Raw genomic sequence first — 22,634 nt, forward strand, 5'->3', positions numbered from 1 at the left:
CAGATGCCAGTTAAGAACCGCTTTGCAGAATTGCTGCCCGAGATCACCGAGTGGCGCCGCGACCTGCACGAAAACCCCGAGATCCTCTTCGACACGCACCGGACCTCGGGCATCGTGGCCGAGAAGCTGAAGGAATTCGGCTGTGACGAGGTGGTGACGGGCCTGGGCCGCACCGGCGTCGTGGGCGTCATCAAGGGCAAGACCAACAGCTCGGGCAAGACCCTTGGCCTGCGCGCCGACATGGACGCGCTGCCGATCTTCGAGGACACCGGGTTGGAATATGCCTCCAAAACCCCCGGCGCGATGCATGCCTGTGGCCACGACGGCCACACCGCGATGCTGCTCGGCGCGGCCAAATATCTGGCCGAGACCCGCAATTTCGACGGCACCGTGGCGGTAATCTTCCAGCCTGCCGAGGAAGGCGGCGGCGGCGGCAAGGAGATGTGTGACGACGGCATGATGGAGCGGTTCGGCATCGACGAGGTCTATGGCATGCACAACTGGCCGGGCCGCCCCGTGGGCTCCTTCGGCATCCGCTCGGGCGCCTTTTTCGCGGCTACCGATACGTTCGAGGTCCAGTTCAAGGGCAAGGGCGGTCACGCCGCCAAGCCGCATGAGACCATCGACACCACTGTCATGGCAGCCCACGCGGTCATCGCGCTGCAGACGATCGCCGCGCGCAATGCCGACCCGGTGAGCCAGATCGTCGTCTCCGTCACCTCGCTGGAGACCGAGTCGAAGGCCTTCAACGTGATCCCCGAGACCGTCACCATGCGCGGCACCGTGCGCACCATGTCGACCGAGAACCGCGACCTCGCCAACGAACGCGTGCCGGAAATCTGCGAAGGCGTCGCCGCGATGATGGGCGGCCGCGCCGAAGTGAACTACATCCGCGGCTACCCGGTGATGGTGAACTCCGAAGAACAGACCGAATTCGCCGCCGAGGTCGCCCGCAGCGTCTCGGGCGATTGCGATGACGTGCCCTTGGTCATGGGCGGCGAGGACTTCGCCTTCATGCTCGAGGAACGCCCCGGCGCCTACATCCTCGTCGGCAACGGCGACACGGCCATGGTCCACCACCCGAAATACAATTTCAACGACGAGGCGATCCCTGCGGGTTGCAGCTGGTGGGCGGAGATTGTCGAGAAGCGGATGCCGGCGGCGTGAACTGAATGTGTTAAGAGAGCCGGCCGATATAGGCCGGCTCAATTTCTCTCTGCCTCAATTTTCCCCCAATTCCGGTTCAGGCTTCATCCCATTGAGTCGGAGGAATTGAGATGAATGAATTGGGCTCCCATAATGCCGTTTGGCTTGGGGACGGAGAATGGATCCATTTTGATAAATTTGGCGAATGCCATGACTACGACCCCGACGAGGAACACGACGCGCTCCTTCCCGTTTTAGAAGCAGAAGACAAGCTTAGTCGGCGCTTTCCCTTGGCGGGTATCTGTGTGATCCGGCAGGTTCTGCGTCTAACGAAGGCAAGCACGGAATATTTCGAGCAAACCGGCAAACACCTGAATATCTACGGCGCACTAGGGGAGTTATATGGCTCGATGGTCTGGGGCGTGAGGCTTCATAACAAGCCGAATGCCCAAGGCTCGGATGGAAAACTCGATAATGATTTTGTCGAGATCAAAACCATCGCACCGAATAGTACAACGAACAAGGTGAAGGTTAAACTCTCAGGCCATTTCAATAAATTGCTTATCGTCAAGATCCAGGGACAAATGGAACACGGTCATGGTGACGTATTGCGAATGTCCTCCCGGATGATCGACCGTAGGGCGTTGACCCGTGCTACCTCGGGCGGGACCGTGGTGCCATGGAGCCGCGCTTGTGAATTAGGAGTAGCGCCACCAGAGTGAAGAGGGGCTCACCCCCCCCCGTATGGCTCATGTGACGTGACATCTGACCATCGGCGACCTGTCGCGAATAGTCGAAATCATAGCCCTTGGGCTTGAGGTTGCTTGCTTTGCGGATCGCGTCCTCCAGCGTCATGTCACGGTCGCCGGCCCGCAGGGGGGAGCGCGCGGGGCGATCATCTCTCTCCGTCATCCAACCATCATGCACCACCACGATACTGTTGCCAGCCGCCCAAGGCACAGCGCATAAAAAGTTAAGGCAATTTTTGGCCTTGGTTCCAGGGAGTGTATTTGCATGAGAATTGATTTGAAAACAGCGTTGATCGCAGCATTGGCTGTAGGAGGGGCATCTGCGGCCTCTGCCCAAGGGTTTCCGAGCGGGTACTTCGAGATGACATCCCAGTTCCGCGAAGGCGCGAACGAGTGTCTGGAAAGCCGCAGCGCGGGGGGAGGTCCGGCATTTATGGATCGTTGCCAGAACGTGAGCGGGCAACAATGGCGCGCCATTCCAGCGGGCGGCGGCTATTTCCGTCTGACAACGCAGTTCCGCGAAGGGGCTAATGAGTGCCTCGAAAGCAACCGATCCGGCGGCGGGCCTGCGTTCATGGATATTTGCCAGAATGTGTCGGGCCAGCTTTGGCGCGCGATCCCGGCGGGCGGCGGCTACGTGCGGCTTACCAGTCAATTCCGCGAAGGATCGAACGAGTGCCTGGAAAGCAGTAGCCGCGCCGATGGACCGATCCGTATGGATCCCTGTGGCAACTTCTCGGGCCAGTTGTGGCGGTTTAACTAGGGCGCCCAAAAACGTAACGTACCTTGGCCCATTCGCGGGCTCACACTGCTGCGAATGGGTGACCTGACCGGGGCAATGCGTGGCAATCCGGGGCTCCGCCCGTGAATTTCCCAAAAGGTCCACTGGACCTTTTGCCCGGCCAAGGGCCGGGTGCGGAAATTCACCCTCCCGTGTGGCTCATATGCCGTGACATCTGACCATCGGCGACCTGTCGGGAATAGTCGAAATCGTGGCCTTTGGGCTTCTGCCCGATGGCCGCGCGGATGCGTTCTTCCAGTAGCGCGTCGTCCTCGCTGGCGCGCAGCGGCGCGCGCAGGTCGACCATGTCTTCCTGCCCAAGGCACATGTAAAGTTGCCCGGTGCAGGTCAGCCGCACCCGGTTGCAGCTTTCGCAGAAGTTATGGGACAGCGGCGTGATGAAGCCGATCTTCTGGCCGGTCTCGTTCAGCTGCACGTAGCGGGCAGGGCCGCCGGTGCGCTCGGCCAGATCGGTCAGGGTGAACCGCTCGGCCAGACGCGCGCGCAGGTCCTTGAGGGACCAATATTGGTCCAACCGGTCCTCGTTGCCGAGATCGCCCATCGGCATGACCTCGATGAAGGTCAGGTCCATTCCGCGATCGAGGCACCATTCCTGCAGGGTGAACAGCTCGTCCTCGTTGAAATTCTTCAGGGCGACCGCGTTGATCTTCACTTTCAGACCGGCGGCCAGCGCCGCGTCGATGCCGTCCATCACCTGCTTCAGGCGGCCCCACCGGGTGATCTCGGCGAATTTCTTCTCATCGATCGTGTCGAGCGAGATGTTGATCCGCTTCACCCCGGCCGCCGCGAGCGGCTCGGCAAACCGCGCCAGCTGGCTGCCGTTGGTGGTCAGCGTCAATTCCTGCAGGTCGCCGCTCTCCAGATGACGCGTCATGCCCTGGAAGAAGGTCATGATATCGCGCCGCACCAGCGGCTCTCCGCCGGTGATCCGCAGCTTGCGCACGCCCATACGAATGAAGGTGGAGCACATGCGGTCGAGCTCCTCCAGCGTCAGAAGCTCCTTCTTCGGCAGGAACTGCATGTTCTCGGACATGCAGTAAACGCAGCGAAAATCGCAACGGTCCGTGACCGAGACCCGCAGGTAGGTGATGGCGCGGGCGAAGGGATCGATGAGGGGGGCAGCCTGTGTCATGGGCGGACCCTATGCCTGCGCGCGCAGTCACACAAGGACCGGTTGATCACGGTCCGGTGCGGGCCTAATCTGGCCTGAACGCTGTTGAGAGGTATAGAATGACACGCGCAATTTCCCTTCTGGCCGTGCTTGCATTGGCAGGCTGTGCCAACGGCGGCCTTGGCGGTCTCCTCGGCGGCACCGGCCCCGCGACCGACACCGCGCCTGCTGCCGCACCAAGCGGCGAAGTGATCACCGAACCCGTCGTGGGAGAGGCAACCGCCGCAGATATCGCTCCCGCCGACAGCAGCACCCGTGCCGCCGCCGTGGCAGCTGGCGACACCGCGTCCGGCGACAGCGTGCGCGGCTTCACCGTCGCGAGCCTCGGCGACGCGACACGCCCCGGCCTCTGGATCGAGACGCCGCTGGTCGACCGGGAGCGCACCGCCACCGTCGTGGCCCCTGACGGCACCACCGTCGTGGTCACGGCCAGCCCGTCCGGGGGCGCCCGAGGCTCTGGCTCGCGCCTGTCTCTTGCCGCGTTTCAGGCCCTTGGGCTGAACCTCGCGTCGCTGCCCACCGTCACGGTGATCGCCGATTGACCGGCTGATCCCCACGCGCGCATCCTGGCCCGAAATGCGCCGGGCCTTCGCGTGGGATATCCCCGTGCAACTCAACCTAGCCCACGTCTGCTGCGAGCGATGGGCGCGGGCCGAGCCCGACCGCATCGCCGTGCGCCACATCGGCCCGCCGGACGAAGTCTGGACCTACGGTCAGTTGAAGGCCGCCTCCGATGGCCTTGCCGCGACACTGGCCGCGCGCGGGGTCACCCGTGGCGACCGGGTCGCGATCCTGATGGCGCAGAACCCGCGGGTGCTCGTCGCCCATCTGGCGGCCTTCAAGCTCGGCGCGATCTCGCTGCCGCTCTTCACGCTCTTCGGCGAGGATGCGCTGCGCTATCGCCTCGCGGACAGCGGTGCCAAGGCGGTGATCGTCGACGGCGACGTCGAAGACAAGCTGCGCGCCGTCTGTGACGCGCCGGTCGTTCTCTCCAGCGGATTCAGCCATGCGCGCGGAGGTGAGAGCCCGCTCGACACGGCCATGTCCGCCGCACCCCTGCGACGAGCCGTTGAAACCACCGCCGAGGACCCCGCGGTAATGATCTACACCTCCGGTACCACGGGCGATCCCAAGGGCGTGCTGCACGCCCATCGGTTTCTCTATGGCCATCTGCCCTGCATGGAGCTGGCGCAGGCGGGCTTCCCGCAACCGGGAGACGTCGGTTGGACACCGGCCGATTGGGCCTGGATCGGCGGGCTGATGGACATGGCGATGCCCTGCCTCTTCTACGGCATTCCCCTGATCTCGCACAGATTTCCCAAGTTCGACCCGGAGGAGGCCTTCGCGCTACTCGCCCGGGAAAAGGTCACCAACAGCTTCCTGCCGCCCACCGCTCTGCGCCTGATGCGGCAGGCGAAACCGCCCGCGGATCTCTCCCTCCGAGCGATTGGCTCGGGCGGCGAGGCCCTCGGCGCCGATCTCCTCGATTGGAGCCGCGAAAGCCTCGGCTGTCCGATCAACGAGTTTTACGGGCAAACGGAAGCGAACCTCGTCATCGCCGCTTGCGACGGTCCGATGCCCCGTCACCCCGGTGCGATGGGCCTCCCCGTGCCGGGCCACGAGGTCGCACTTCTGGGCCCGGACGACACTCCGACAAGCCCGGGCGAGGTCGGTGAAATCTGCGTCCGCGCCCCTGATCCCGTGATGATGCTGCGCTACTGGAACAAGCCCGAGGCGACCGCCGAAAAGATCGTCAACGGCTGGCTGCGCACCGGCGATCTCGCCATCCAGACCCCGGGTGGTCAGTTCATCTTCCATGCCCGCAACGACGATGTCATCACCTCCGCCGGCTACCGTATCGGCCCGGTCGAGATCGAGCAGGCCCTCTGCACCCATCCCGACGTGACCCTCGCAGCCGTCGTGGGCGTTCCCGATCCGATCCGAACCGAAGCCGTCGTCGCCCATGTCGTCCTGCGTGCCGGCGCCGATACCTCGGATATCGAAGCAACCCTTCAAAACCTCGTCCGCAGCAAGGTCTCCGCCCACATGGTGCCGCGTCAGATCGTGCTTGCCGATAGCCTGCCGATGACGACGACCGGCAAGATCCTCCGACGCGCGCTCCGCTAAACGCCGCGCCCCTTCATCTTTTCATAAATACGGCGGGGGTGCGGGGGCTGGCCCCCGCCACTCGGCGACGCAGTCGGCGACAGCACCCGGTTCACCCCGGCGCCCCCGCAGCTTTCTGCCGCAACCCCGACCTCAAGTCACATGCCCGCCCGAGATCTGGATCGCCTGCCCATTGACGCTCCGCGCGGCATGAGAGCAGAGCCAGAGCGCGGTTGCCGTGACTTCGTCGGTCGACAGCAGACGCTTGTGCCGATTGCCCCGCGCCAGAAGATCGCGGGCCTCTTCCTCGGACATGCCGCGACTCTCGGCGATCTGGGCGGCATTGCGCTCGACGACCGGCGTGTCGACATAGCCCGGGCAGATCGCGTTGAAGGTGATGTTGGAGCCCATGTACTCCTCCGACAGCCCCCGGATCAGCCCGATCACGCCGTGTTTCGAGGCGGTGTAGGCGATCGCGCCGGAGAGGCCGCGCAGCCCGGCGATGGAGGAAATCGCGATCATCCGCCCCCACTCGTCGCGGTCCAGCGTCGCCAGCGCCGCCTGAAAGGTCAGAAAGGTGCCATCAAGGTTCGTGGTCATCGTTTGGCGCCAATGATCCAGCGTTTCATGGCGGAACGGCGCGGGCTCGGCGATGCCCGCATTCGCCACGCAGACCGTGACCGGGCCGCGCAGACTGGCGGCGGACTTGAAGCCATCGCGCACCGACGCCTCTTGGGTGACATCCATCTCCAAGGCGTGCAGGCGCGGATGCATTGCCGCGACCTTGTCGAGCCGGTCCGCATCGCGGCCGGTGATCGTGACTTCCTGTCCCAGACCAGCCAACCCAAGTGCGATTCCAAGGCCGATGCCCGTGCTGCCGCCGGTGACCACCGCGTGCTGTCCCGTGTGCTTCATCTCGCATGACCCTCCGTTTGAACTCTCAGCCTGCCGCAAAGGTGCGGCACTGTATACGGGTGAAATGGCCATAAAAATGGGGGCTTGCCGTTGTCCCTCGCATCGCGTCTTGATAGTTGCCAATCGAGCGGCCCTTGGGCCTTGGGGGTAATCAACGGGGGGAAGAGCGATGAAAATCGGGGCTCCGAAAGAGATCGAAGCAGGTGAAGCGCGGGTGGCAATGACGCCGGACTCGGCGCGTCAGCTGCAAAAGCTTGGATTTGACTGTGTGATCGAGACCGGGGCGGGCAGCGCCGCGGGGTTCTCGGACGCCGCCTACAAGGCCGCGGGCGTCGAGGTCGTGAAGACCGGCGCGGCGCTGTGGAAAGCCGCCGACATCGTCGCCAAAGTGCGCCCGCCCACCACGACCGAGACCAAGCGCCTGCGCGAAGGGCAGCTTCTGATCTCGTTCTTCTACCCCGGTCAGAACGAAGACGGCATGGAGGCCGCGCGCAAGCAGGGCGCCAGTGTCATCGCCATGGACATGGTGCCGCGCATCAGCCGCGCCCAGAAGATGGACGCCCTGTCCTCCATGGCCAATATCGCGGGCTACCGCGCGGTGATCGAAGCGGGCAACAACTTCGGCCGCTTCTTCACCGGCCAGATCACGGCCGCGGGCAAGGTGCCCCCGGCCAAGGTTCTCGTCGTCGGCGCAGGCGTTGCGGGCCTCGCGGCCATCGGCACGTCCACCTCGCTTGGCGCCGTCACCTATGCCTTCGACGTACGCCCCGAAGTGGCCGAGCAGGTCGAGAGCATGGGCGCCGAGTTCGTCTATCTCGACTTCGAGGAGGAGCAACAGGACGGCGCGGCGACGGGTGGCTATGCCTCCGTCTCCTCGCCCGAGTTCCGCGAAGCGCAGCTGGCGAAGTTCCGCGAGCTGGCGCCTGAGATGGACATCGTCATCACCACGGCCCTGATCCCGGGCCGCGAGGCGCCCGAGCTCTGGACCGAGGACATGGTCGCGGCGATGAAACCCGGCTCGGTCATCGTCGACCTTGCCGCCGAGCGCGGCGGCAACTGCAAGCTGACCGTCAAGGACGAGAAGATCGTCACCGACAACGGCGTGACCATCATCGGCTACACCGACTTCCCCTCGCGCATGGCCGCGCAATCCTCGACGCTCTATGCCACCAACATCCGCCACATGATGACGGACCTGACGCCCGAGAAGGACGGCACGGTCGTACATGACATGGAGGACGACGTGATCCGCGGCGCGACCGTGGTCCATGCCGACGAAATCACCTTCCCGCCCCCACCGCCCAAGGTGGCCGCCATCGCGGCCAAGCCCAAGGCACCGGCGGCGAAAGAGCTGACGGCAGAGGAGAAGCGCGCGCAGGAGATCACGGCCTTCAAGGAGCAGACCAAGACGCAGGTGGGCCTCATCGCCATCGGCGCGGCACTGGTTCTGGCCGTGGGCCTGATCGCGCCGGCCAGCTTCATGCAGCACTTCATCGTCTTCATCCTGTCGGTCTTCATCGGCTTCCAGGTGATCTGGAACGTCGCCCATTCGCTGCATACGCCGCTGATGGCGGTGACCAACGCGATCTCCTCGATCGTGATCCTGGGCGCGCTGATCCAGGTGGGTTCCAGCTCGTTCCTCATCACCATCCTTGCCGCGGCGGGGATCTTCATGGCGGCCGTCAACATCTTCGGCGGCTTCCTCGTGACACGGCGCATGCTCGCCATGTTCCAGAAATCTTAAGGGGCCGGGGTCATGGATTTTGGATTCACCATTGCAGCCTACGCGGTTGCTGCCGTTCTTTTCATCCTCTCGCTCGGCGGCCTGTCGGGACAGGAAAGCGCCAAGAGGGCCGTCTGGTACGGCATCGCGGGCATGGCGATTGCCGTGCTGGCGACGCTCATCGGACCGGGGGCGGGGCTCTGGCTCCTGTCGCTGATCCTGATCGCGGGCGGCGCGGCGGTGGGCTACCAGCTCGCCACCAAGGTGCAGATGACGCAGATGCCCGAGCTTGTCGCGATCATGCACTCGCTCGTGGGTCTCGCCGCCGTCGTCGTGGGCTTCAACGCCCATATCGAACTGGCGCGTGTTGCGGGCATCTTCGCCGACGCCGGTCTGCCCTATCCGCAGCCCGAAGGCCCGTTGAGTGACGCGGCCTACCTGTTGTCCGGCTCGCTGGCGAGCTTCGGAGAGCTTCTGGCCAAGAAGACAGCCGTTGAGGTCGGTATCCTGCGGGTCGAACTGGCGCTCGGCATCTGGATCGGTGCAGTCACCTTCACCGGCTCTGTCGTGGCCTATGGCAAGCTCTCGGGCGGCTCCTCCATGCTGCCGTTCAAGATCGACACTTCGGCCAAGCAGCTGCCCGGCGGCCACATGCTGAACGCGGGCGCCGCGGCGCTTTCGGTGCTGCTGCTGATCCTCTACCTCTCGGGCGCGGGTGGCTGGACGCTGATCCTGCTGGCGGCGCTGGCACTCTTCATCGGCTACCACCTGATCATGGGCATCGGCGGCGCCGACATGCCTGTCGTGGTCTCGATGCTGAACTCCTACTCCGGTTGGGCGGCCGCGGCGATCGGCTTCTCGCTTGGCAACGACCTGCTGATCGTGGTCGGCGCGTTGGTCGGCTCTTCGGGTGCGATCCTCTCCTACATCATGTGCAAGGCGATGAACCGCAGCTTCGTGAGCGTCATCCTCGGCGGCTTCGGCGGCGCCAAGGGCGAGCAGATGGCGGTGGAAGGCGAGCAGGTCGCCATCGACGCGGACGGCGTGGCCAACGCGTTGAACGAGGCCGACAGCGTCATCATCATCCCCGGCTACGGCATGGCGGTGGCCCAGGCGCAGCAGGCGGTCAGTGAGTTGACCAAGAAGCTGCGGGCCAAGGGCAAGAACGTGCGTTTCGCCATTCACCCGGTCGCCGGGCGTCTGCCGGGGCACATGAACGTGCTGCTGGCCGAGGCCAAGGTGCCCTATGACATCGTGATGGAAATGGACGAGATCAACGATGATTTCCCCGATACGGACGTCGCCATCGTCATCGGCTCCAACGACATCGTGAATCCCGCCGCGCAAGACGATCCCAACAGCCCGATTGCCGGCATGCCGGTGCTCGAGGTGTGGAAGGCCAAGCAGGTCTTCGTCTCCAAGCGCGGGCAGGGCACGGGCTACTCCGGCATCGAGAACCCGCTGTTCTTCAAGGACAACACCCGGATGTTCTACGGCGACGCCAAGGCCTCGCTCGACGCGTTGCTGCCGAAGATCGACTGATACGATCCTTAAGTTTGCAGAGAGCCCCGCCCGATCCGGCGGGGCTTTTTCGTTTCTGTCCCGCTCGGGACCTCACGCAAATTCACTTTGGGACAACGCCCGGCCGATGTATCCTGCCGCCATTCCAGTTGTCATTTTTCATGAGGCCTCCCATGTTTCGAGCCCTTTTCAGCGCCACGCTCATCGTCCTTTCCGGTGCCGCAGCAAGCCTTGCGCCCCTGCAGGCACAGGCGACCGGCCACGGCTGCCTGCAAGTTCAATTCCCGCGCGGGGCCTATGCCCATACGGTCCACGGTCACGCCAACGCCCATCGATCGCAATGCTATTACCTGTCGGTGCGCCCCGGACAGCTTGCGCGGGTGCAGGTCACCTACGGGCCGGTCTTCTTCTCGACCACCCACACCCACGGCAATTACACCAACGTGGAGTTCCGGACGGTCAACGGGGATCTCTACGTCTACGTGCATACCGATTACGCCGGAAGCCAGCCCTACGGGATCGAGTTCGTGTTTGTCTGAATGCCACGTCCGAGATCAGGTCTGCGGGCTGGTCACGACGCGTCAGATGGCTATTGATGGGCGTGAAGGCTCACGCTGCCCCTGAAGGTTGATCCCGTTTGAACACCCCTGCGCATTTGATTTTCGGCGCCGCGGCCTTTGGTCAGCCTCACCACCGCTGGACAATCGCCGCCGCGCTGGCGGGCGGCTTGGCCCCGGACCTGTCGCTCTACCTGATGGTGGGATGGCATCTGGCCATTGCCGGGACCGAGGCCCGGGTGGTCTTCGGAGAGCTCTATTACTCCGACGCCTGGCAGGCCGTCTTCGCGGTCGACAATTCGATCCTGCTGTGGGGCGCGCTGCTGATCGTGGCGCTTGCGGCGGGTTGGCGTGTCCTCACGGCCTTTACGGGCGCGGCGCTGCTCCATATCGCCTTCGATCTGCCGCTCCATGCCGGGGACGGGCGGGCGCATTTCTGGCCGGTGAGCCGGTGGATCTACGACAGTCCCGTCAGCTATTGGGACCGGAGCCACTACGCGGGATGGGTCGGCCCGGCTGAATTGGCGATATGCATCCTACTGACGGCGCTGTTGTGGTGGCGCGTCTCGGATTGGCGCTGGCGCGCGGGCTTCGCGCTGCTGCTCCTCGCCGAGTTCATGTCCAACAACATCTGGCGCTTCATATTCTGACCCGAGCCACAGGCCTATTTCGTGAGGATCAACTTGCCCGCCCGGGTGATGCGAAGCGTATAGGTCTTGTCGTCGAGCACGATCATCGCGGTACCCTCGTCGCCGACAAGTCGCTGCGCATCATAGACAGGGTTGCTCGGCGGACGCATTGCCGGCGGCGTGCGGTCGGGATCGGAGAGGCGGGTTTGCAGGGTCATGGGAGGGGGCTCCTTTGCATCGGGTTGGTTGAGGCAATCCTTACTAAATGAGTCGGACTTGTCAATCCTGACAAAAACAATCGGATGTTGGCTTGGGCCACAGGGGGCGCTCTCGGGATTCAGGCAGCAACGCAACGGTCGCAAAGCCTTCTTGAGCGGGGGAATTGAACCGGCGTGACGTGCGTGACATCACGAGGGTCATGAGTGACACGACGCACCCTGACCCGGACGCCAACCCGCAACGGCCATTGCGGATAAGGGCGGAGTCCAAACGCGATCCCCGAACACAGTTCGCGGGTTTGCCGTTTCGCGTGGTCAAGGGCGACAAGGGCAAGAAGATACAGATCCTGCTGGTGACCTCGCGAGAGACGAAGCGGTGGATCATTCCCAAGGGCTGGCCGATGGATGGCCTGACCCCCGGCGAGGCTGCCGCGCAGGAAGTCTGGGAAGAAGCGGGCGCGATCGGCAAGCCCTATGACGTGTGCCTCGGCCTATACTCCTACCGAAAGTGGATGAATGAGGACACGGCGCTGCCGGTCATCGTTGCCGTGTTCCCGGTGAAGGTGCGACGGCTGGAAAAGGAGTATCCGGAGGTTGCCGAGCGCCGCCGGAAATGGTTCAGCCTGAAGAAAGCGGCGCAGAAGGTGGAAGAGAAAGACTTGCAGCAGCTGATCGCGACCTTCTCGCTGGATCGGCTAAAATGACGGTTGCGCTTGAAGCGCGGTAAAATTCGCATAGATTCCAAGTGTTATGATCAGATACGCGTTGAAATGTGGCGAAGGCCATCAGTTCGAGAGCTGGTTCCAATCGGCGGAGGCCTTTGAGGGACTGGCCGCGCGCAGCCTGCTGAGCTGCGCGATCTGTGGCGGGGCTGACGTATCGAAAGCGATGATGGCACCCCGCGTGACGTCCGAACCGGACGCCCCGGCGGCTGCATCCGGTGCTGTGGCTGAGACAAAGCGGCCCCTCTCCGCGCCCGCCCACCCCGCCGAGGCCGCGTTGCGCGCCTTGCGGAGCTTCGTGGAAAAGAACTCGACCAATGTTGGCAGCAACTTCGCACGCGAGGCACGGGCGATGCATCTTGGTGATATCCCGGAGAAGCCGATCTACGGACAGGCAGCCCCGGACGAGGCCAAGTCGCTGATCGAAGACGGCGTGCCGATCCTCCCGCTTCCCGGCGTGCCGGGTGACAAGGCCAACTAGGGCTTGAAGCGTCATCGCTCGGTGCCTGGGTTTCGCGCCAGATCGAGCGAGGTGCGGAGGCAGCGGGGGATTTCCGTATTTAAGAAAAGATGAAGGGGGCGGTCAGCGCCACGTGCCGTAATCGGGGGTGACGCCTTTGGCGAGGAGCTCTTGGGCGTCCTCGGCGTCCCGCATATGTTCCATGCGGCGCACGGATTGGGCGACTGCGCGGGCGATCTCCCTGTCCGGGACACCCTGCGCCTGCATTTGGGCAACGGTCTCTTTGCCTTGCGGTGCCAGTGGTTGCGGGAAGAGGACCGCGTCCAGCGCGTCGAAAGGGGTTTGCGATGCCTCTTCAAGGGCAGCCATGCGGCGGGCGTAATCGGGAGAGGCGCGCAGGGCGTCGCGCGCGCGCGCGTGCCATGCGAGCGCGGTTTCGTAGAGGTCCGAGAGGGTCGGGTCGGCAAGGTAGCCTGCGACGTGGGCGCGCGTTGGCTCGGCGTAGCGGAGAAGCTGGCGCTGCTCTGTCTCGTTTCGGTTGAAGATGCCGTAGTAGGTCGCGTCGTATTTGTCGGGCTTGGCGTTGACGTTGCCGCGCGCGGCGCGGCGCAGAAAGGCCTCGGCGCTTTGGGTGGCGAAATGGGCGATTTCGGCATGGGCATAGCCGAGCGTCGCGAGGGACGACCGCCACATGCCCTCCATGAAGCCGTGTGTCATCGGCTTGGCGGAGCCGTTGACCCATTCCCGCGCGTGCAAGGCGGACTTGTCGCTTCCCTTGATCGTCGGGCGATGGATGCCGAGTTTCATGTTGTCGAAGGGCTGGAACAGCGTTTTCACGCCCCATCCCTTGCGGAAGAGATCCGGGGCGCCGCGGGTGTAGGCCTCGGTCACGGGCATGTCCGTCCAGTCGCTATGTCCGTTGGCGCCCATCATGCGCCAGGTCAGCGCGAAGCCATCGGCTTGGGGCGCCGTCGCGAGGAGATCATCGAGTTGCCCCGCGCCGGTCCTGATCGAAAGGTATTCGTCGACGTCCAGCGCGATGAGCCACTCGCTATCCGTCACCTCGGGCAGCTTCATGGCGCGGCGCAGCGCGAGGGGCTGCGCCTTTCCGCCGTCGGGCACCTTGTTGCGGTGGTGGGTCACTTCGCCCATCTGTTCGAGCCGGTCGAGCAGCGCATCGGTGCCATCGCTGCAATCGTTGGTGAAAACGACGATGCGATCGAAACCGATGATACGGTGATGGGCGATCCAATGCAGCAGGAAGGGCGCCTCGTCCTTCATCATCGTGACGATGGTGCGGCCGGGCATCCGCTCAGACCTCCGGGCCGTGGCGGAGCAGCCCGCCCTCGACGTCGAGCGCGCGGGCTTCGCGGTCGGAGAGGGTGTGGAGATCATCGAAGAGGGCGCGGTAGGCGGGCTCCGGATCAGGGCTGGCGGCGATCTCGCCCAGGCGGTCTTTCACCGGTTGTGCGAAACCATGGGCGCCGGCCCGCCAGTCGACCTTGGCCCGCCAACGGTCGTAGTCGGGGGCGGCGTAGTGCAGGAGGTGTGCGCCCTCGGGCGCGCCCCAGACCGGACCGGGCGTGCGCGCGCCCTCGGCGTCAGTGGCCCAATGGAGTTTCATCCGCAGCCCCTGCTGGCCCGCGCGGTGGAAGCTCTTCCCCTCCGGGTGGTAGGTCAGGCCGAAACGGGCGCGCAGGAGGGGCGCCTTGTCGCCGTAGACCCGGTCCACCGCGGCGCGCTCGATGGGGGTGCGAAAGGCCTCGGACCCGTCGGAGAGACGCAGCTGTTCGGCGCTGAGAACCCGCAATGACAGAGCCTCGTCCGGCAGGCTGTCGAGCGCCGCGTTGATGGGCCGATCGCGGAGCCACATCAGCTCGTCTGCGTCGAGAACGAGGAGCCAGCCTTCGCGGAGCTCGCGGTAGGCCAGCGTCAGTACCGCGCGTTGGCGACGGGTGAAACGGGCGTCAGGCTTGACGCCGGCCTGCGCCCAGAGCTCCGGCGTGCAGGGGCGCGCATCGATGCGCGGCTCGCCCGCGAGGCGGGGCAGACAGGGGTCGTTCGGGTCGTCAAGAAAGAGGATGATCCGCGCGGCGCCCTGGCCCAGATGCCAACGCAGGAAACGTTCGAGGATCGGCCAAGGCTCACGCGCGATGGTGGCGACGGTGAAGGTCATGGCTCGGCGGGGGCTTCGGCCATGCGTTCCAGCAATTGCGCGAAGTCGTCTCGTTCGCGCAGTTTCGCGGCGCTGTCGCGGTGGAACGCGAGCGAGGCCTCGTGCCATTCGCGCAGCGTCGGGTCGGACATCAACTCGGCGCGAATTTCAGCGTACTTTGGATGGCCCGCTACGGCCCGGGTGTCGACGGTTCCCGGCGCGTTGTAATCGCGCCAGTATCGCACGGCACGCTCATCATCGAGGCGCGGGGCACCCACGACATCGCCGCGTGACACCTTCATCAGGTAGCCGTCTTCGGAGCGGATTGCGTAATGGTTGAACTGCGCCAGATCGTTCGAGCCGATCGGTTCCACCGCCTTGGCCTTGCCATTCACCCAGTCGTCGGAGAACACGCGGCCCGATCCATCGATCCAGCGGTATCCCGTGTCCGAAAAATCATGGCGTCGGGGGCGATGGTTGCGTCGCACCGAGAACTTGATCTTGTTGTGGAACATCGTCTTGATCGCGTTCGAGAGCCTCTTGCCCGTCTCGGCCGCGTGTTCGTAATCCTTCGATTGTACGGTGAACTGACGCGTCGCCGGAAGATCCTCGATCCGCGAGACACCGGAAGACCCGAACGGCATGGAGGTGAAAGAGACCACGTCGAAGCCGCCCGCAGCGTCGTGGAGGGCCTGCAAGGTGCCGTCTCCGGTCCAGACCTGAAGAAACTCGTCCACATCGGTGAAATAGATCCAACCGGCATCCTTGTAGATGGTGAACAAGGTGGCGTAGCGCACCGCCATGACCTGCCAGTTGGTCTTCTCCGGGAACAATGACTTGGGGTTGGCCACGTGCTTGAGGTTTATCAGCTTCTCAAGGCGATCAAGGATGCGGTCGGTGTGGTCGTTGCAATCATTTGTGACCACCATGAAGCTGTCGAAACCCACGGCCATGTGATGGGCGACCCAATCGATGATATAGGGGCCCTCGTTTTTCATCGCGGTGACGATCAAGGCGGGTTGGTTTTCCAGCATCAGCGCAGATCCCGATAAAGAAGTTCTGCGTCGAAGGAGGCGGAAAGCGCCTGAAGGGCCTCCGTCAGGTCCGCGTCTGCAGGATCGGCCCAGACGTCGGGGTTGGTGATGAAGCCCGCTTCGGCGAGTTGCCCGGCGGCCGTGGGGAAATCCAGATGCGCCTGCACTTCGCGTTTCACGAAGCGTGTGCCGGCCGGGTGCCAGCAGCCCTTGATGGCCTCGATCCGCGTTGGGTCGATCTGCGCGAAGGCGCGGAACTGCCGGATGTAATCTTCGACGTTGGCGGACGGGCCACGGTTGATGATGGCGATCTTCGTGTCCGGCGCCGCCACCATGGCGGTCAGATGCAGGGCAGAGCCATCGAGGGCGACGATCCGGCGTGCCGCACGATACTGGGCGACCTGCTCTGCGAGGCTGTGTTCCTGCGGATGGAAAATGCGGTAGCCCTCTGCCTCCAGCAGTCGCTCGAGATGCTGCTCCAGTACGATCCGTCCTCGGCGAGAGGTGAGGCCGGACCGCGAGACGTAGACGTCGCGGGCGCCGTTGGGCGGGGTGTCGCGGGTCAACCGGTCGCGCATGAAGTCGCGGTACTCAGGACGGCCCGCTGACATCTCACCGATCCCGAAGGCCGGAGGGGGGAAGGCAATCTGTTCAATCTGAACGGGACGTTGCGGCAGGCGGACCGGCAGGTCGCCCAAGCCCAGATGCTCGAAAACGGACTTAAGGGCCCGGTAGGGTTTGTGTTCGTGGGTCAGGTGCATCTTGGGATAAAAGAAGATGCCGTCCGCCCCTGTATCCTGCGCGAGAGCGTAGAGCCTTTGCGTGGTCTCAACGAGGAAGTGGCCGAAGTGGGCATAGAACATGCCCGCGAATAACCATTTGCCTTTGACCAGTTCGAAGGGCGCGTCGGTGTCATCGCGCTCGGGGATGAGCGTCATGGGCTCGTCCGCATAGCGCCAACAGTGACTGCCGGGAAGGTGAAGCCCGTTTTCGTCGAACATGCCGGCGGCGCGGCGGTACCCGCGTGGTTCGTTCTCGGCCCAAGGGTAGGAGGTCACGTTGCGATGCCACGTGGGCGTCCAGTCGATGGGCCGATCCGGGTCGAAATCAAGGCTCGGTGGCACCAGGGTGTCGCCGTCGCTCTCGGTCATTCCAGCGCGTCCTCCGGCGTGATGCCGACCTCCTGGCACATCCGCCAGGCGTAGGAGTTCTCCAGCGGGGCGTTCTTGCGCCACCAGGGCTTGGTGCCGTTGGTGTAGAGGTGGACCGAGACGGTATCCTCGGTGAACCAGCCTTCGACGCGGCCATGGGGGTCGTAGAAGATGTCGTTGAGCTGGAATGGCACCGGGTAGAGGACGTCCGAGGTCATTGCCTTCTCGATGTCGCCGGTCTGGCGGGCGAAATGGGTGAAAGCCTGCGGGCCGAAGGCGGTCCGCTCGGTCTTGTAGATCTTGACCGCGTGGGGGAGCTTGTCATCCAGACGCTCGATCTTGCGGCGCTGGTTCTTGTTCCACCAGGGCGGCACGTCGGGCAGGTTGTCGTAGTAGTCCAGCAGCTGGTCCATCAGCTCGCATTCTCGCGGCAGACCCACGACGCCGCAATTGAGCGCGCCGCGCATGCCGTGACCCGCGAAGATGTATTCCCATTCGTCGGGGAAGGGCTTGTGGCAGAAGGCATCGCAATCGATCCAGATTTCGCCGGTCTTCTGGATCATCTTGTAGCGAAAGACGTTGGAGAGGAACGAGGCCGAGGTGGACTCGACGATGTCCATGGGGATGTCCATGATATCGGTGGCGGGTTTGACCACCACGCCCTCGGGGGCGTTGGTGACTTTGTCCGTGCAGTAAAGCGTGACCGGGTGCCCGTGGCGCAGGTGCGATTTCAGGCAGAGCTGGTTGAGGTATTGCAGGCTCTCGCCGATCCAGAGGGAGGCGACGGGGCGTCTGTTGAGGTCCATCTTGCTGGCCTTTGTGCTGCTCGTGGGGTGGCGGATTTATCCGCGCTTGGCTTTGGCACTTTGTCGGTCATTTGTCCTGCGATGGCAAAGGGTTTCGGGCAAGACGCCCATGTCATGTTGCACATTTGCGGAGGGCATGGCGGATGTCGCCCCATGCGGGGCGTCCAGCGGGGAAGGGCTTTGCCCCTCCCCGGACCCCACCCCAGGGATATTTATGGAACGGGGAAGCAGGGGTGTCGGATCAGTCTTTGACCTGCGCCTTGATGTCGGCGCCGGCTGGGGAGCCGTGGATGTCGAGGATGGTGAGGCCGCAGCGCAGGCGGTGACCCTTGTCCGTGCGGCTGATCGCGGGCGGTTTCGGCCAGGCCGAGAGGTCGTAGGTCTGTTCGGGGTGCCACTGCGCGATGATCGTGACGCCGCCGTAGGCCGGTTTGAAGACCTTCGCGCCTTCCTCTGGGAAAACGCGGTTGAGGCCGGCACCGGTGGCGATTTCATGATCGCCGGGGCCGATGTGCAGGCTGTTCTGGCCGGGGCCCGCGTCGATGGTGGAGGCGCCTTCGCCGTCGTGGATCACGTCGTTGCCGTGGCCGCCGTAGATGTGGTTGCGGCCGGTGTTGCCGTGGATCTCGTCGTCGCCGGTGCCGCCGTCGAGCGTGTCGCGGCCGGGGCCGCCGTAGAGGGTGTCGTTGCCTTCCTCACCGTAGAAACCATGGCGGCGGTTGGCCTGTTTGGCCCGCGCGATCATCGTGTCGTTGCCGCGGCCGCCGTAGAAGGTGGCGGAGCCGTGTTTCGGGCCGATCATCACGTCGTCGCCGGTGGAGCCGGTGACATCGACCTCGACACGCTCGGAGGTCTCGAAATCGATCGGGCTGTCGGGGTGGGCGACGATCCGCAGGCGTTTGCCCTCGGGCTGCGGGCCGGTGCCTGCGCCCTCCTCCTTGCGGGAGACGACGGTGGCGATGCGGATCTTCTCGATGTTTGCGGGGCAGTGCAGCACGTAGTCGTCGGGACCGGCCATGTACCACAGCGTATCGGTGCCGCCATCCTTCTCCTCCACGATCTTCTCGGCATCCTTGCCGTAGGCCCAGTAGTCGTTGTCGGCCCGTCCGCCTGCCAGCACCACGGAGCCATCGACGGCCATCATGGCGTTGACGCCTTCTGCCGGGTTCTCGAAGCCGCGCAGGTCGAGGCCGAGGTCCAGCGCGCCGCGCACCAGCTCGTCTCGGAGCGCGTCCAACGGCGCGCTGTCGGCGAGGTTGGTCGTCTCGCCCGGGTCGGCCACGAGGTCGTAGACGTGCTCCTCGCCGTTGGGATAGCGGAAGTAGCGGTATTGGCTGAGGCCCTCGACAGAGGGGCGGACCGAGAGGGTGCCGAAGACGCAGGTGACAGGGGATTTCGTGGTGTCGAAGTGTCCGAACCCCGCGTCCAGCAGCGGCAGGAGCGATTGGCCCGAGGGCCAGTCGGGGCGCGGCGGCAGGCCGGCCAGCTCCATGATCGTCTTGGGAATGTTGTGCAGCGAGACCGGCAGATCCACCACGTCCGGCTCCAGTTGCGCGTTCCAGATGCCGAGGGGGATGTGCGCGGCGCTGTCCCACTGGCTCATCTTGTGGAAGCTGTCGTGGTTGCCGAGGTTGAAGCCGTTGTCCGACAGGAAGATCACCGTGGTGTTCTCGGCCAGCGGCGAGGCGCGCAGCGCGTCCATGAAGCGGCCGATCTCGTGATCGACGTGGGAGACGCAGGCGAAATAGGCGCGCACGACCTGGCGCCAGGCCTCGTCGCCGGCCTTCTCGGGCGTCCATTGACCGTTGGCGATATAGGCGGCCTCGTAGACGGCGAAGCCCGGTTGCGGGCCGAAGTAGTCCTCGGGCGCGGCGATGGAGGGCCAGGTGATCTCGGCCGGGTCGTATTGGGCGTAGAAGCGGTCCGGCGCCACGAGGTTGTAGTGTGGATGCTTGAAGCCGAGCTGGATCAGATGCCGGCGCGCCGGATTGGCGTGGCCGAGGAAGTCGATCGCGTTCTGGGCTACCTGGTAGTCGTAGAAGGTATGGTCGTAGCTGCCGTCGTCGTCGGGGTGGTTCACCCCCTTAATGCCCGGTCCGCGGTCCAGATAGGCATGCACGCCGCGGCGGCGGCCTCGGTCCTCGGCCAGCGCGTCCTCGTGGAACAGGAGGCGGCGGTATTCCTCGGGCATCGGCTTGTAGTTGGCGTCGACCTTGCCGGTGGTGAAGTTGTGAAAGCCCGCGCGGCGCAGGTCGTAGGCCCAGGCCTTCTCGGGCGGGTAGACGTCGCGCCAGAAGCGGTTGAGGTCGACGAGGCCGGAGCGGAAGGGCGAGATGCCGGTGGCAAGCTCCGCCCGGCAAGGCGCGCAGAGGGGCACGGTGGCATAGGCGTTGGAGAAGCGCACGCCCTCGGCCATCAGCCGGTCGAGGTTGGGGGTCTTGATCTCCAGCCCGAAGGTCTTGCGCCAGGTGAAGACGTCGATCATGTCGTCGACCCAGATGACGCAGATGTTGCCGTCGCGGATGCTGTCGGGGGTGAAGCTCATGCCGAGGCCCAGAGGTGGTGGCGCTGTAGCGCCTTGCGGGCGCGGATGTCGGCAGGGGCGTCGGAGTGCAGCAGGGCGCGGCCCGGAAACAGCCAGACGTCAAGGATCAGCGCGGACCCGAGGGTCTTGAGCAGGCGCGGGCGCTGGTTGCGGCAGCCGATGTAGAGGTTCGCCGCCCCGCTCAGGATGCCCGTCGCAGCCTTCGCATCGGCGCGCGCCGGCCCGAGGCTGAGCGCCAGCCGGTCACCGAAGAGCGAGACGATGGCGAGGCGCGGGGCGTCCTCGGCCGGGCAGGTGAGCGTGGCCTCACCGTGGCCCGCGTCGTCCTTGGCGGTGAGCATCCCCTCGGCCTCGGAGAGGAACAGGTAATTGCCCGCCTCCTCGGCGTTGAGCGCGAAGAGAGTGCGGGCCTCGGCGCCGGGGGGCGTGTAGTAGCGGATCGCCACGGTAGCGGTGGCGGCGTCGGGGGCGGCATTTTCACCCACAACGCCACAATGGACGCCGGGGCGGCATTGCAGGCCATAGAGGTCATCGACCGTGCCGGTCTGGCCGTTGCCGTCGTTGGGATCGGTGGGCCGGGCGGCAGGACCGTCATTGCAGGTCCGCCAACGGGTGACAGCGCCGGTGGTGGTATCCTGGTCCAGATACGGCTCCGCCCCGTGCCACCAATGGGCCGGTCCGAGCGCGGCAAGCAAAGGCTCGGGGGTCGCGGCGCAAAGCGCGCCGGGGGGCAGGTTCGCGTCGAGTTCAAGCATCGCGGCCCCCGGTGATCGGCAGATGCGCGGGCAGTGCCCACCGATGAAGCGTCGCACCCGTGGCGCTGTCGAGTTGCCAGGTATCGCGCAGGGCGCCGGGGCCGTGGGTGGTATAGGCGAGGCGAAGATCCGGACCCTCGGGCGCCTTGCTCAGCGAAATCTGCAGGCTTTGCGGATCGTCTTCGGCGATGGACACGGCGGTGATCTCGGCATCGTTGGTGCAGCCGGTGAGGGAGAAGCCCATGGCAGGCCCCGCGCCGAGCGGATCATCGGTATCGAGCACCAGTGCGCCGGCCGCGCGGGCGGGGACGCGCAGCGTGGTGCCTTCCAACTCGGCCAGATGCAGCGTGGGGCATTTCCACGTCTCGGCCTCGGCAATGGCGGAGGCGGTCATCTCGGCCTGTTGCAGGCGGGCCGTCTCGGTCGGGCGGTCGTAGGCGTCGCGAGCAAACATGTAGGCGGGGGCGGAGTGGAGCAGGCGGTGCTCGTCATGGTTCCAGCTCAGCTCCCACTGACCCTCCAGCGCCGGGGTGGGGGCGAGCTCGGGCAGGGCGCTTTCGAACCGCGCGACGAAGAGGGGGCGATCGAAGCCTTCCGCCCAGAGCCCGTCGCTCACCGCTTCCATCACCGCGAGCATCCCGTCGCGGTAGGCATGCGCGCTGTCGGAATGATCCTCGAGCGCGAAATCGAGGGTCACCGCCAGCACCTTGGCCTTCTTGCCCATCAGGGCGGCGGCCTCGCGGAGGTTGCGCGCGGCGACGAGAAGGTTCTCTACCGCGCGGCCTGTCGCCAGTTCGGCGGCGGTGGGGGAGGCGTCGGTTTCCACCCGGGTCATGAAAAGCGGCAGGGGGCCGAAATCTGCCATGCGCCAGTCGAGGATGGTCCGGGCGGTCAGCGCCTCGTGGGTCATCTCGCGCAGGTGCTCGAGCCGGTTGAGCGGCTTGGCCGTCTCGATCCCGGCGTGACCGACCGCGCCGATATCATCGGCAGGCGCCACGATGTGATGCGGGTAGCGGGCCGGTTCGCGGGTGGCGAGTGCCGCGCGGGCGCCACCGATCCCGAGGAGGCCGAGGAGCGGGCCGTTGGCCTCGGCGATGATGTCGCCGCCCTCGCGATGCTGTCGGAAGCCGCGCACGCCCTGATCGCCCGCGAGCCGCGCGGTGAAGGTGATCCATTCGCCCTCGGCGCGGGCATCCCAGGCGTCGATGCCCTCGGGCGGGGCCACGGCGTCGCCGCGTGCGGTCACGGTCGCGGTCTCCTGCGCAGGTAGGCGCAGCGCGAGGTCCTCCACCACGCGATCGGAGAGCCGCAGGACCAGCCCCGTTGGATCGTAGCGGATCACGTCGTCGTTCTTCGCCCGCAGCACGACACCGTGGCTGGCGATCAGATCATCGTCGTCGGAAGATTGCGTCACTGCAGGCCCCTTTTGCCGGACACTAGGCCAGGGCGGCCCCTCGCGCCAAGTCCCA

The 22,634-nt window shown here is 65.1% G+C and carries 22 protein-coding genes and 1 pseudogene; 11 read left to right on the plus strand and 12 right to left on the minus strand.

The features are described from left to right. Nucleotides 1–3: 3 nt before the first annotated feature. Nucleotides 4–1,167 carry a M20 aminoacylase family protein gene (locus KYE46_RS06175; protein WP_219004203.1) on the plus strand — a complete coding sequence of 388 codons (1,164 nt, stop codon included), beginning with the start codon at nt 4–6 and terminating at the stop codon, nt 1,165–1,167. Between the two features lie 110 nt (nt 1,168–1,277). After that, a complete protein-coding gene (locus tag KYE46_RS06180; RefSeq protein ID WP_219004205.1) occupies nt 1,278–1,868 on the plus strand; it encodes a hypothetical protein in 591 nt (196 codons plus the stop codon). Nucleotides 1,869–1,881: 13 nt separating this feature from the next. On the opposite strand, the pseudogene KYE46_RS17480 reads toward KYE46_RS06180, so the two are convergent. After that, a pseudogene (locus KYE46_RS17480) lies at nt 1,882–2,031 on the minus strand (cyclic pyranopterin phosphate synthase); the annotation flags it as partial. Between the two features lie 129 nt (nt 2,032–2,160). Here KYE46_RS17480 and KYE46_RS06185 point away from each other — a divergent pair. Further along, complete coding sequence (locus KYE46_RS06185) at nt 2,161–2,658, plus strand: RICIN domain-containing protein (protein ID WP_219004207.1); 498 nt, start codon at nt 2,161–2,163, stop codon at nt 2,656–2,658. Between the two features lie 160 nt (nt 2,659–2,818). Here the strand turns inward: KYE46_RS06185 and moaA are convergent, their stop codons facing one another. Then, complete coding sequence (moaA, locus tag KYE46_RS06190; RefSeq protein WP_219004209.1) at nt 2,819–3,829, minus strand: GTP 3',8-cyclase MoaA; 1,011 nt, start codon at nt 3,827–3,829, stop codon at nt 2,819–2,821. A 98-nt stretch (nt 3,830–3,927) separates the two neighbouring features. On the opposite strand from moaA, the gene KYE46_RS06195 reads away from it, so the two are divergent. Then, on the plus strand, nt 3,928–4,410 hold the full coding sequence (locus KYE46_RS06195) for a hypothetical protein (RefSeq protein ID WP_219004211.1): 483 nt from the start codon (nt 3,928–3,930) through the stop codon (nt 4,408–4,410). Between the two features lie 64 nt (nt 4,411–4,474). Continuing rightward, on the plus strand, nt 4,475–5,995 hold the full coding sequence (locus KYE46_RS06200) for an AMP-binding protein (RefSeq protein WP_346345224.1): 1,521 nt from the start codon (nt 4,475–4,477) through the stop codon (nt 5,993–5,995). 132 nt (nt 5,996–6,127) lie between these two features. Here KYE46_RS06200 and KYE46_RS06205 read toward each other — a convergent pair whose 3' ends face one another. Continuing rightward, nucleotides 6,128–6,889, minus strand: a complete 762-nt coding sequence (locus tag KYE46_RS06205) for an SDR family NAD(P)-dependent oxidoreductase (protein WP_219004214.1) — start codon at nt 6,887–6,889, stop codon at nt 6,128–6,130. Nucleotides 6,890–7,058: 169 nt separating this feature from the next. Here KYE46_RS06205 and KYE46_RS06210 point away from each other — a divergent pair, with 169 nt between their 5' ends. The 4 genes from KYE46_RS06210 (at nt 7,059) to KYE46_RS06225 (ending at nt 11,340) form a co-directional block, all read left to right on the plus strand. Then, on the plus strand, nt 7,059–8,633 hold the full coding sequence (locus KYE46_RS06210; RefSeq protein WP_219004215.1) for a Re/Si-specific NAD(P)(+) transhydrogenase subunit alpha: 1,575 nt from the start codon (nt 7,059–7,061) through the stop codon (nt 8,631–8,633). Between the two features lie 12 nt (nt 8,634–8,645). Then, nucleotides 8,646–10,154 (plus strand): NAD(P)(+) transhydrogenase (Re/Si-specific) subunit beta, encoded by a 1,509-nt coding sequence (locus KYE46_RS06215; RefSeq protein ID WP_219004216.1) that lies wholly within the window; start codon nt 8,646–8,648, stop codon nt 10,152–10,154. A 152-nt stretch (nt 10,155–10,306) separates the two neighbouring features. Further along, nucleotides 10,307–10,672, plus strand: a complete 366-nt coding sequence (locus KYE46_RS06220; RefSeq protein ID WP_219004217.1) for a hypothetical protein — start codon at nt 10,307–10,309, stop codon at nt 10,670–10,672. Between the two features lie 116 nt (nt 10,673–10,788). After that, nucleotides 10,789–11,340, plus strand: a complete 552-nt coding sequence (locus tag KYE46_RS06225; RefSeq protein ID WP_247716933.1) for a cobalamin biosynthesis protein CobQ — start codon at nt 10,789–10,791, stop codon at nt 11,338–11,340. Nucleotides 11,341–11,354: 14 nt separating this feature from the next. Here KYE46_RS06225 and hemP read toward each other — a convergent pair whose 3' ends face one another. Then, nucleotides 11,355–11,537, minus strand: coding sequence for a hemin uptake protein HemP (hemP, locus tag KYE46_RS06230; protein WP_428845074.1), 183 nt, complete (start codon nt 11,535–11,537; stop codon nt 11,355–11,357). Nucleotides 11,538–11,737: 200 nt separating this feature from the next. Here hemP and KYE46_RS06235 point away from each other — a divergent pair, with 200 nt between their 5' ends. Both KYE46_RS06235 and KYE46_RS06240 read left to right on the plus strand, forming a co-directional pair. Further along, nucleotides 11,738–12,241, plus strand: coding sequence for an NUDIX hydrolase (locus tag KYE46_RS06235; RefSeq protein ID WP_219004219.1), 504 nt, complete (start codon nt 11,738–11,740; stop codon nt 12,239–12,241). A 46-nt stretch (nt 12,242–12,287) separates the two neighbouring features. Beyond that, nucleotides 12,288–12,740, plus strand: coding sequence for a DUF1178 family protein (locus KYE46_RS06240; protein ID WP_219004220.1), 453 nt, complete (start codon nt 12,288–12,290; stop codon nt 12,738–12,740). 102 nt (nt 12,741–12,842) lie between these two features. Here the strand turns inward: KYE46_RS06240 and KYE46_RS06245 are convergent, their stop codons facing one another. The 8 genes from KYE46_RS06245 to KYE46_RS06280 all read right to left on the minus strand — a co-directional run bounded on the left by KYE46_RS06245 (nt 12,843) and on the right by KYE46_RS06280 (nt 22,579). After that, nucleotides 12,843–14,027, minus strand: coding sequence for a glycosyltransferase family 2 protein (locus KYE46_RS06245; RefSeq protein ID WP_219004221.1), 1,185 nt, complete (start codon nt 14,025–14,027; stop codon nt 12,843–12,845). 4 nt (nt 14,028–14,031) lie between these two features. Continuing rightward, a complete protein-coding gene (locus KYE46_RS06250; protein ID WP_219004223.1) occupies nt 14,032–14,895 on the minus strand; it encodes a glycosyltransferase family 2 protein in 864 nt (287 codons plus the stop codon). Next, nucleotides 14,892–15,908 carry a glycosyltransferase family 2 protein gene (locus KYE46_RS06255; RefSeq protein ID WP_219004225.1) on the minus strand — a complete coding sequence of 339 codons (1,017 nt, stop codon included), beginning with the start codon at nt 15,906–15,908 and terminating at the stop codon, nt 14,892–14,894. The genes KYE46_RS06250 and KYE46_RS06255 overlap by 4 nt, the downstream gene beginning before the upstream one ends. Further along, on the minus strand, nt 15,908–17,059 hold the full coding sequence (locus tag KYE46_RS06260; RefSeq protein ID WP_219004227.1) for a glycosyltransferase family 61 protein: 1,152 nt from the start codon (nt 17,057–17,059) through the stop codon (nt 15,908–15,910). Before KYE46_RS06260 ends, KYE46_RS06255 begins: the two co-directional genes overlap by 1 nt. Continuing rightward, nucleotides 17,056–17,865: a glycosyltransferase family 32 protein gene (locus tag KYE46_RS06265; RefSeq protein ID WP_219004229.1), complete on the minus strand. Its 810-nt coding sequence runs from the start codon at nt 17,863–17,865 to the stop codon at nt 17,056–17,058. The genes KYE46_RS06260 and KYE46_RS06265 overlap by 4 nt, the downstream gene beginning before the upstream one ends. 241 nt (nt 17,866–18,106) lie before the next feature. Then, nucleotides 18,107–20,410: a sulfatase-like hydrolase/transferase gene (locus KYE46_RS06270; protein ID WP_219004231.1), complete on the minus strand. Its 2,304-nt coding sequence runs from the start codon at nt 20,408–20,410 to the stop codon at nt 18,107–18,109. Next, nucleotides 20,407–21,165 carry a hypothetical protein gene (locus KYE46_RS06275; protein ID WP_219004233.1) on the minus strand — a complete coding sequence of 253 codons (759 nt, stop codon included), beginning with the start codon at nt 21,163–21,165 and terminating at the stop codon, nt 20,407–20,409. The genes KYE46_RS06270 and KYE46_RS06275 overlap by 4 nt, the downstream gene beginning before the upstream one ends. Continuing rightward, a complete protein-coding gene (locus KYE46_RS06280; RefSeq protein ID WP_219004234.1) occupies nt 21,158–22,579 on the minus strand; it encodes a hypothetical protein in 1,422 nt (473 codons plus the stop codon). The genes KYE46_RS06275 and KYE46_RS06280 overlap by 8 nt, the downstream gene beginning before the upstream one ends. Between the last annotated feature and the right edge of the window lie 55 nt (nt 22,580–22,634).

This window comes from Gymnodinialimonas ceratoperidinii, assembly GCF_019297855.1.
GTDB classification, from domain to species: domain Bacteria; phylum Pseudomonadota; class Alphaproteobacteria; order Rhodobacterales; family Rhodobacteraceae; genus Gymnodinialimonas; species Gymnodinialimonas ceratoperidinii.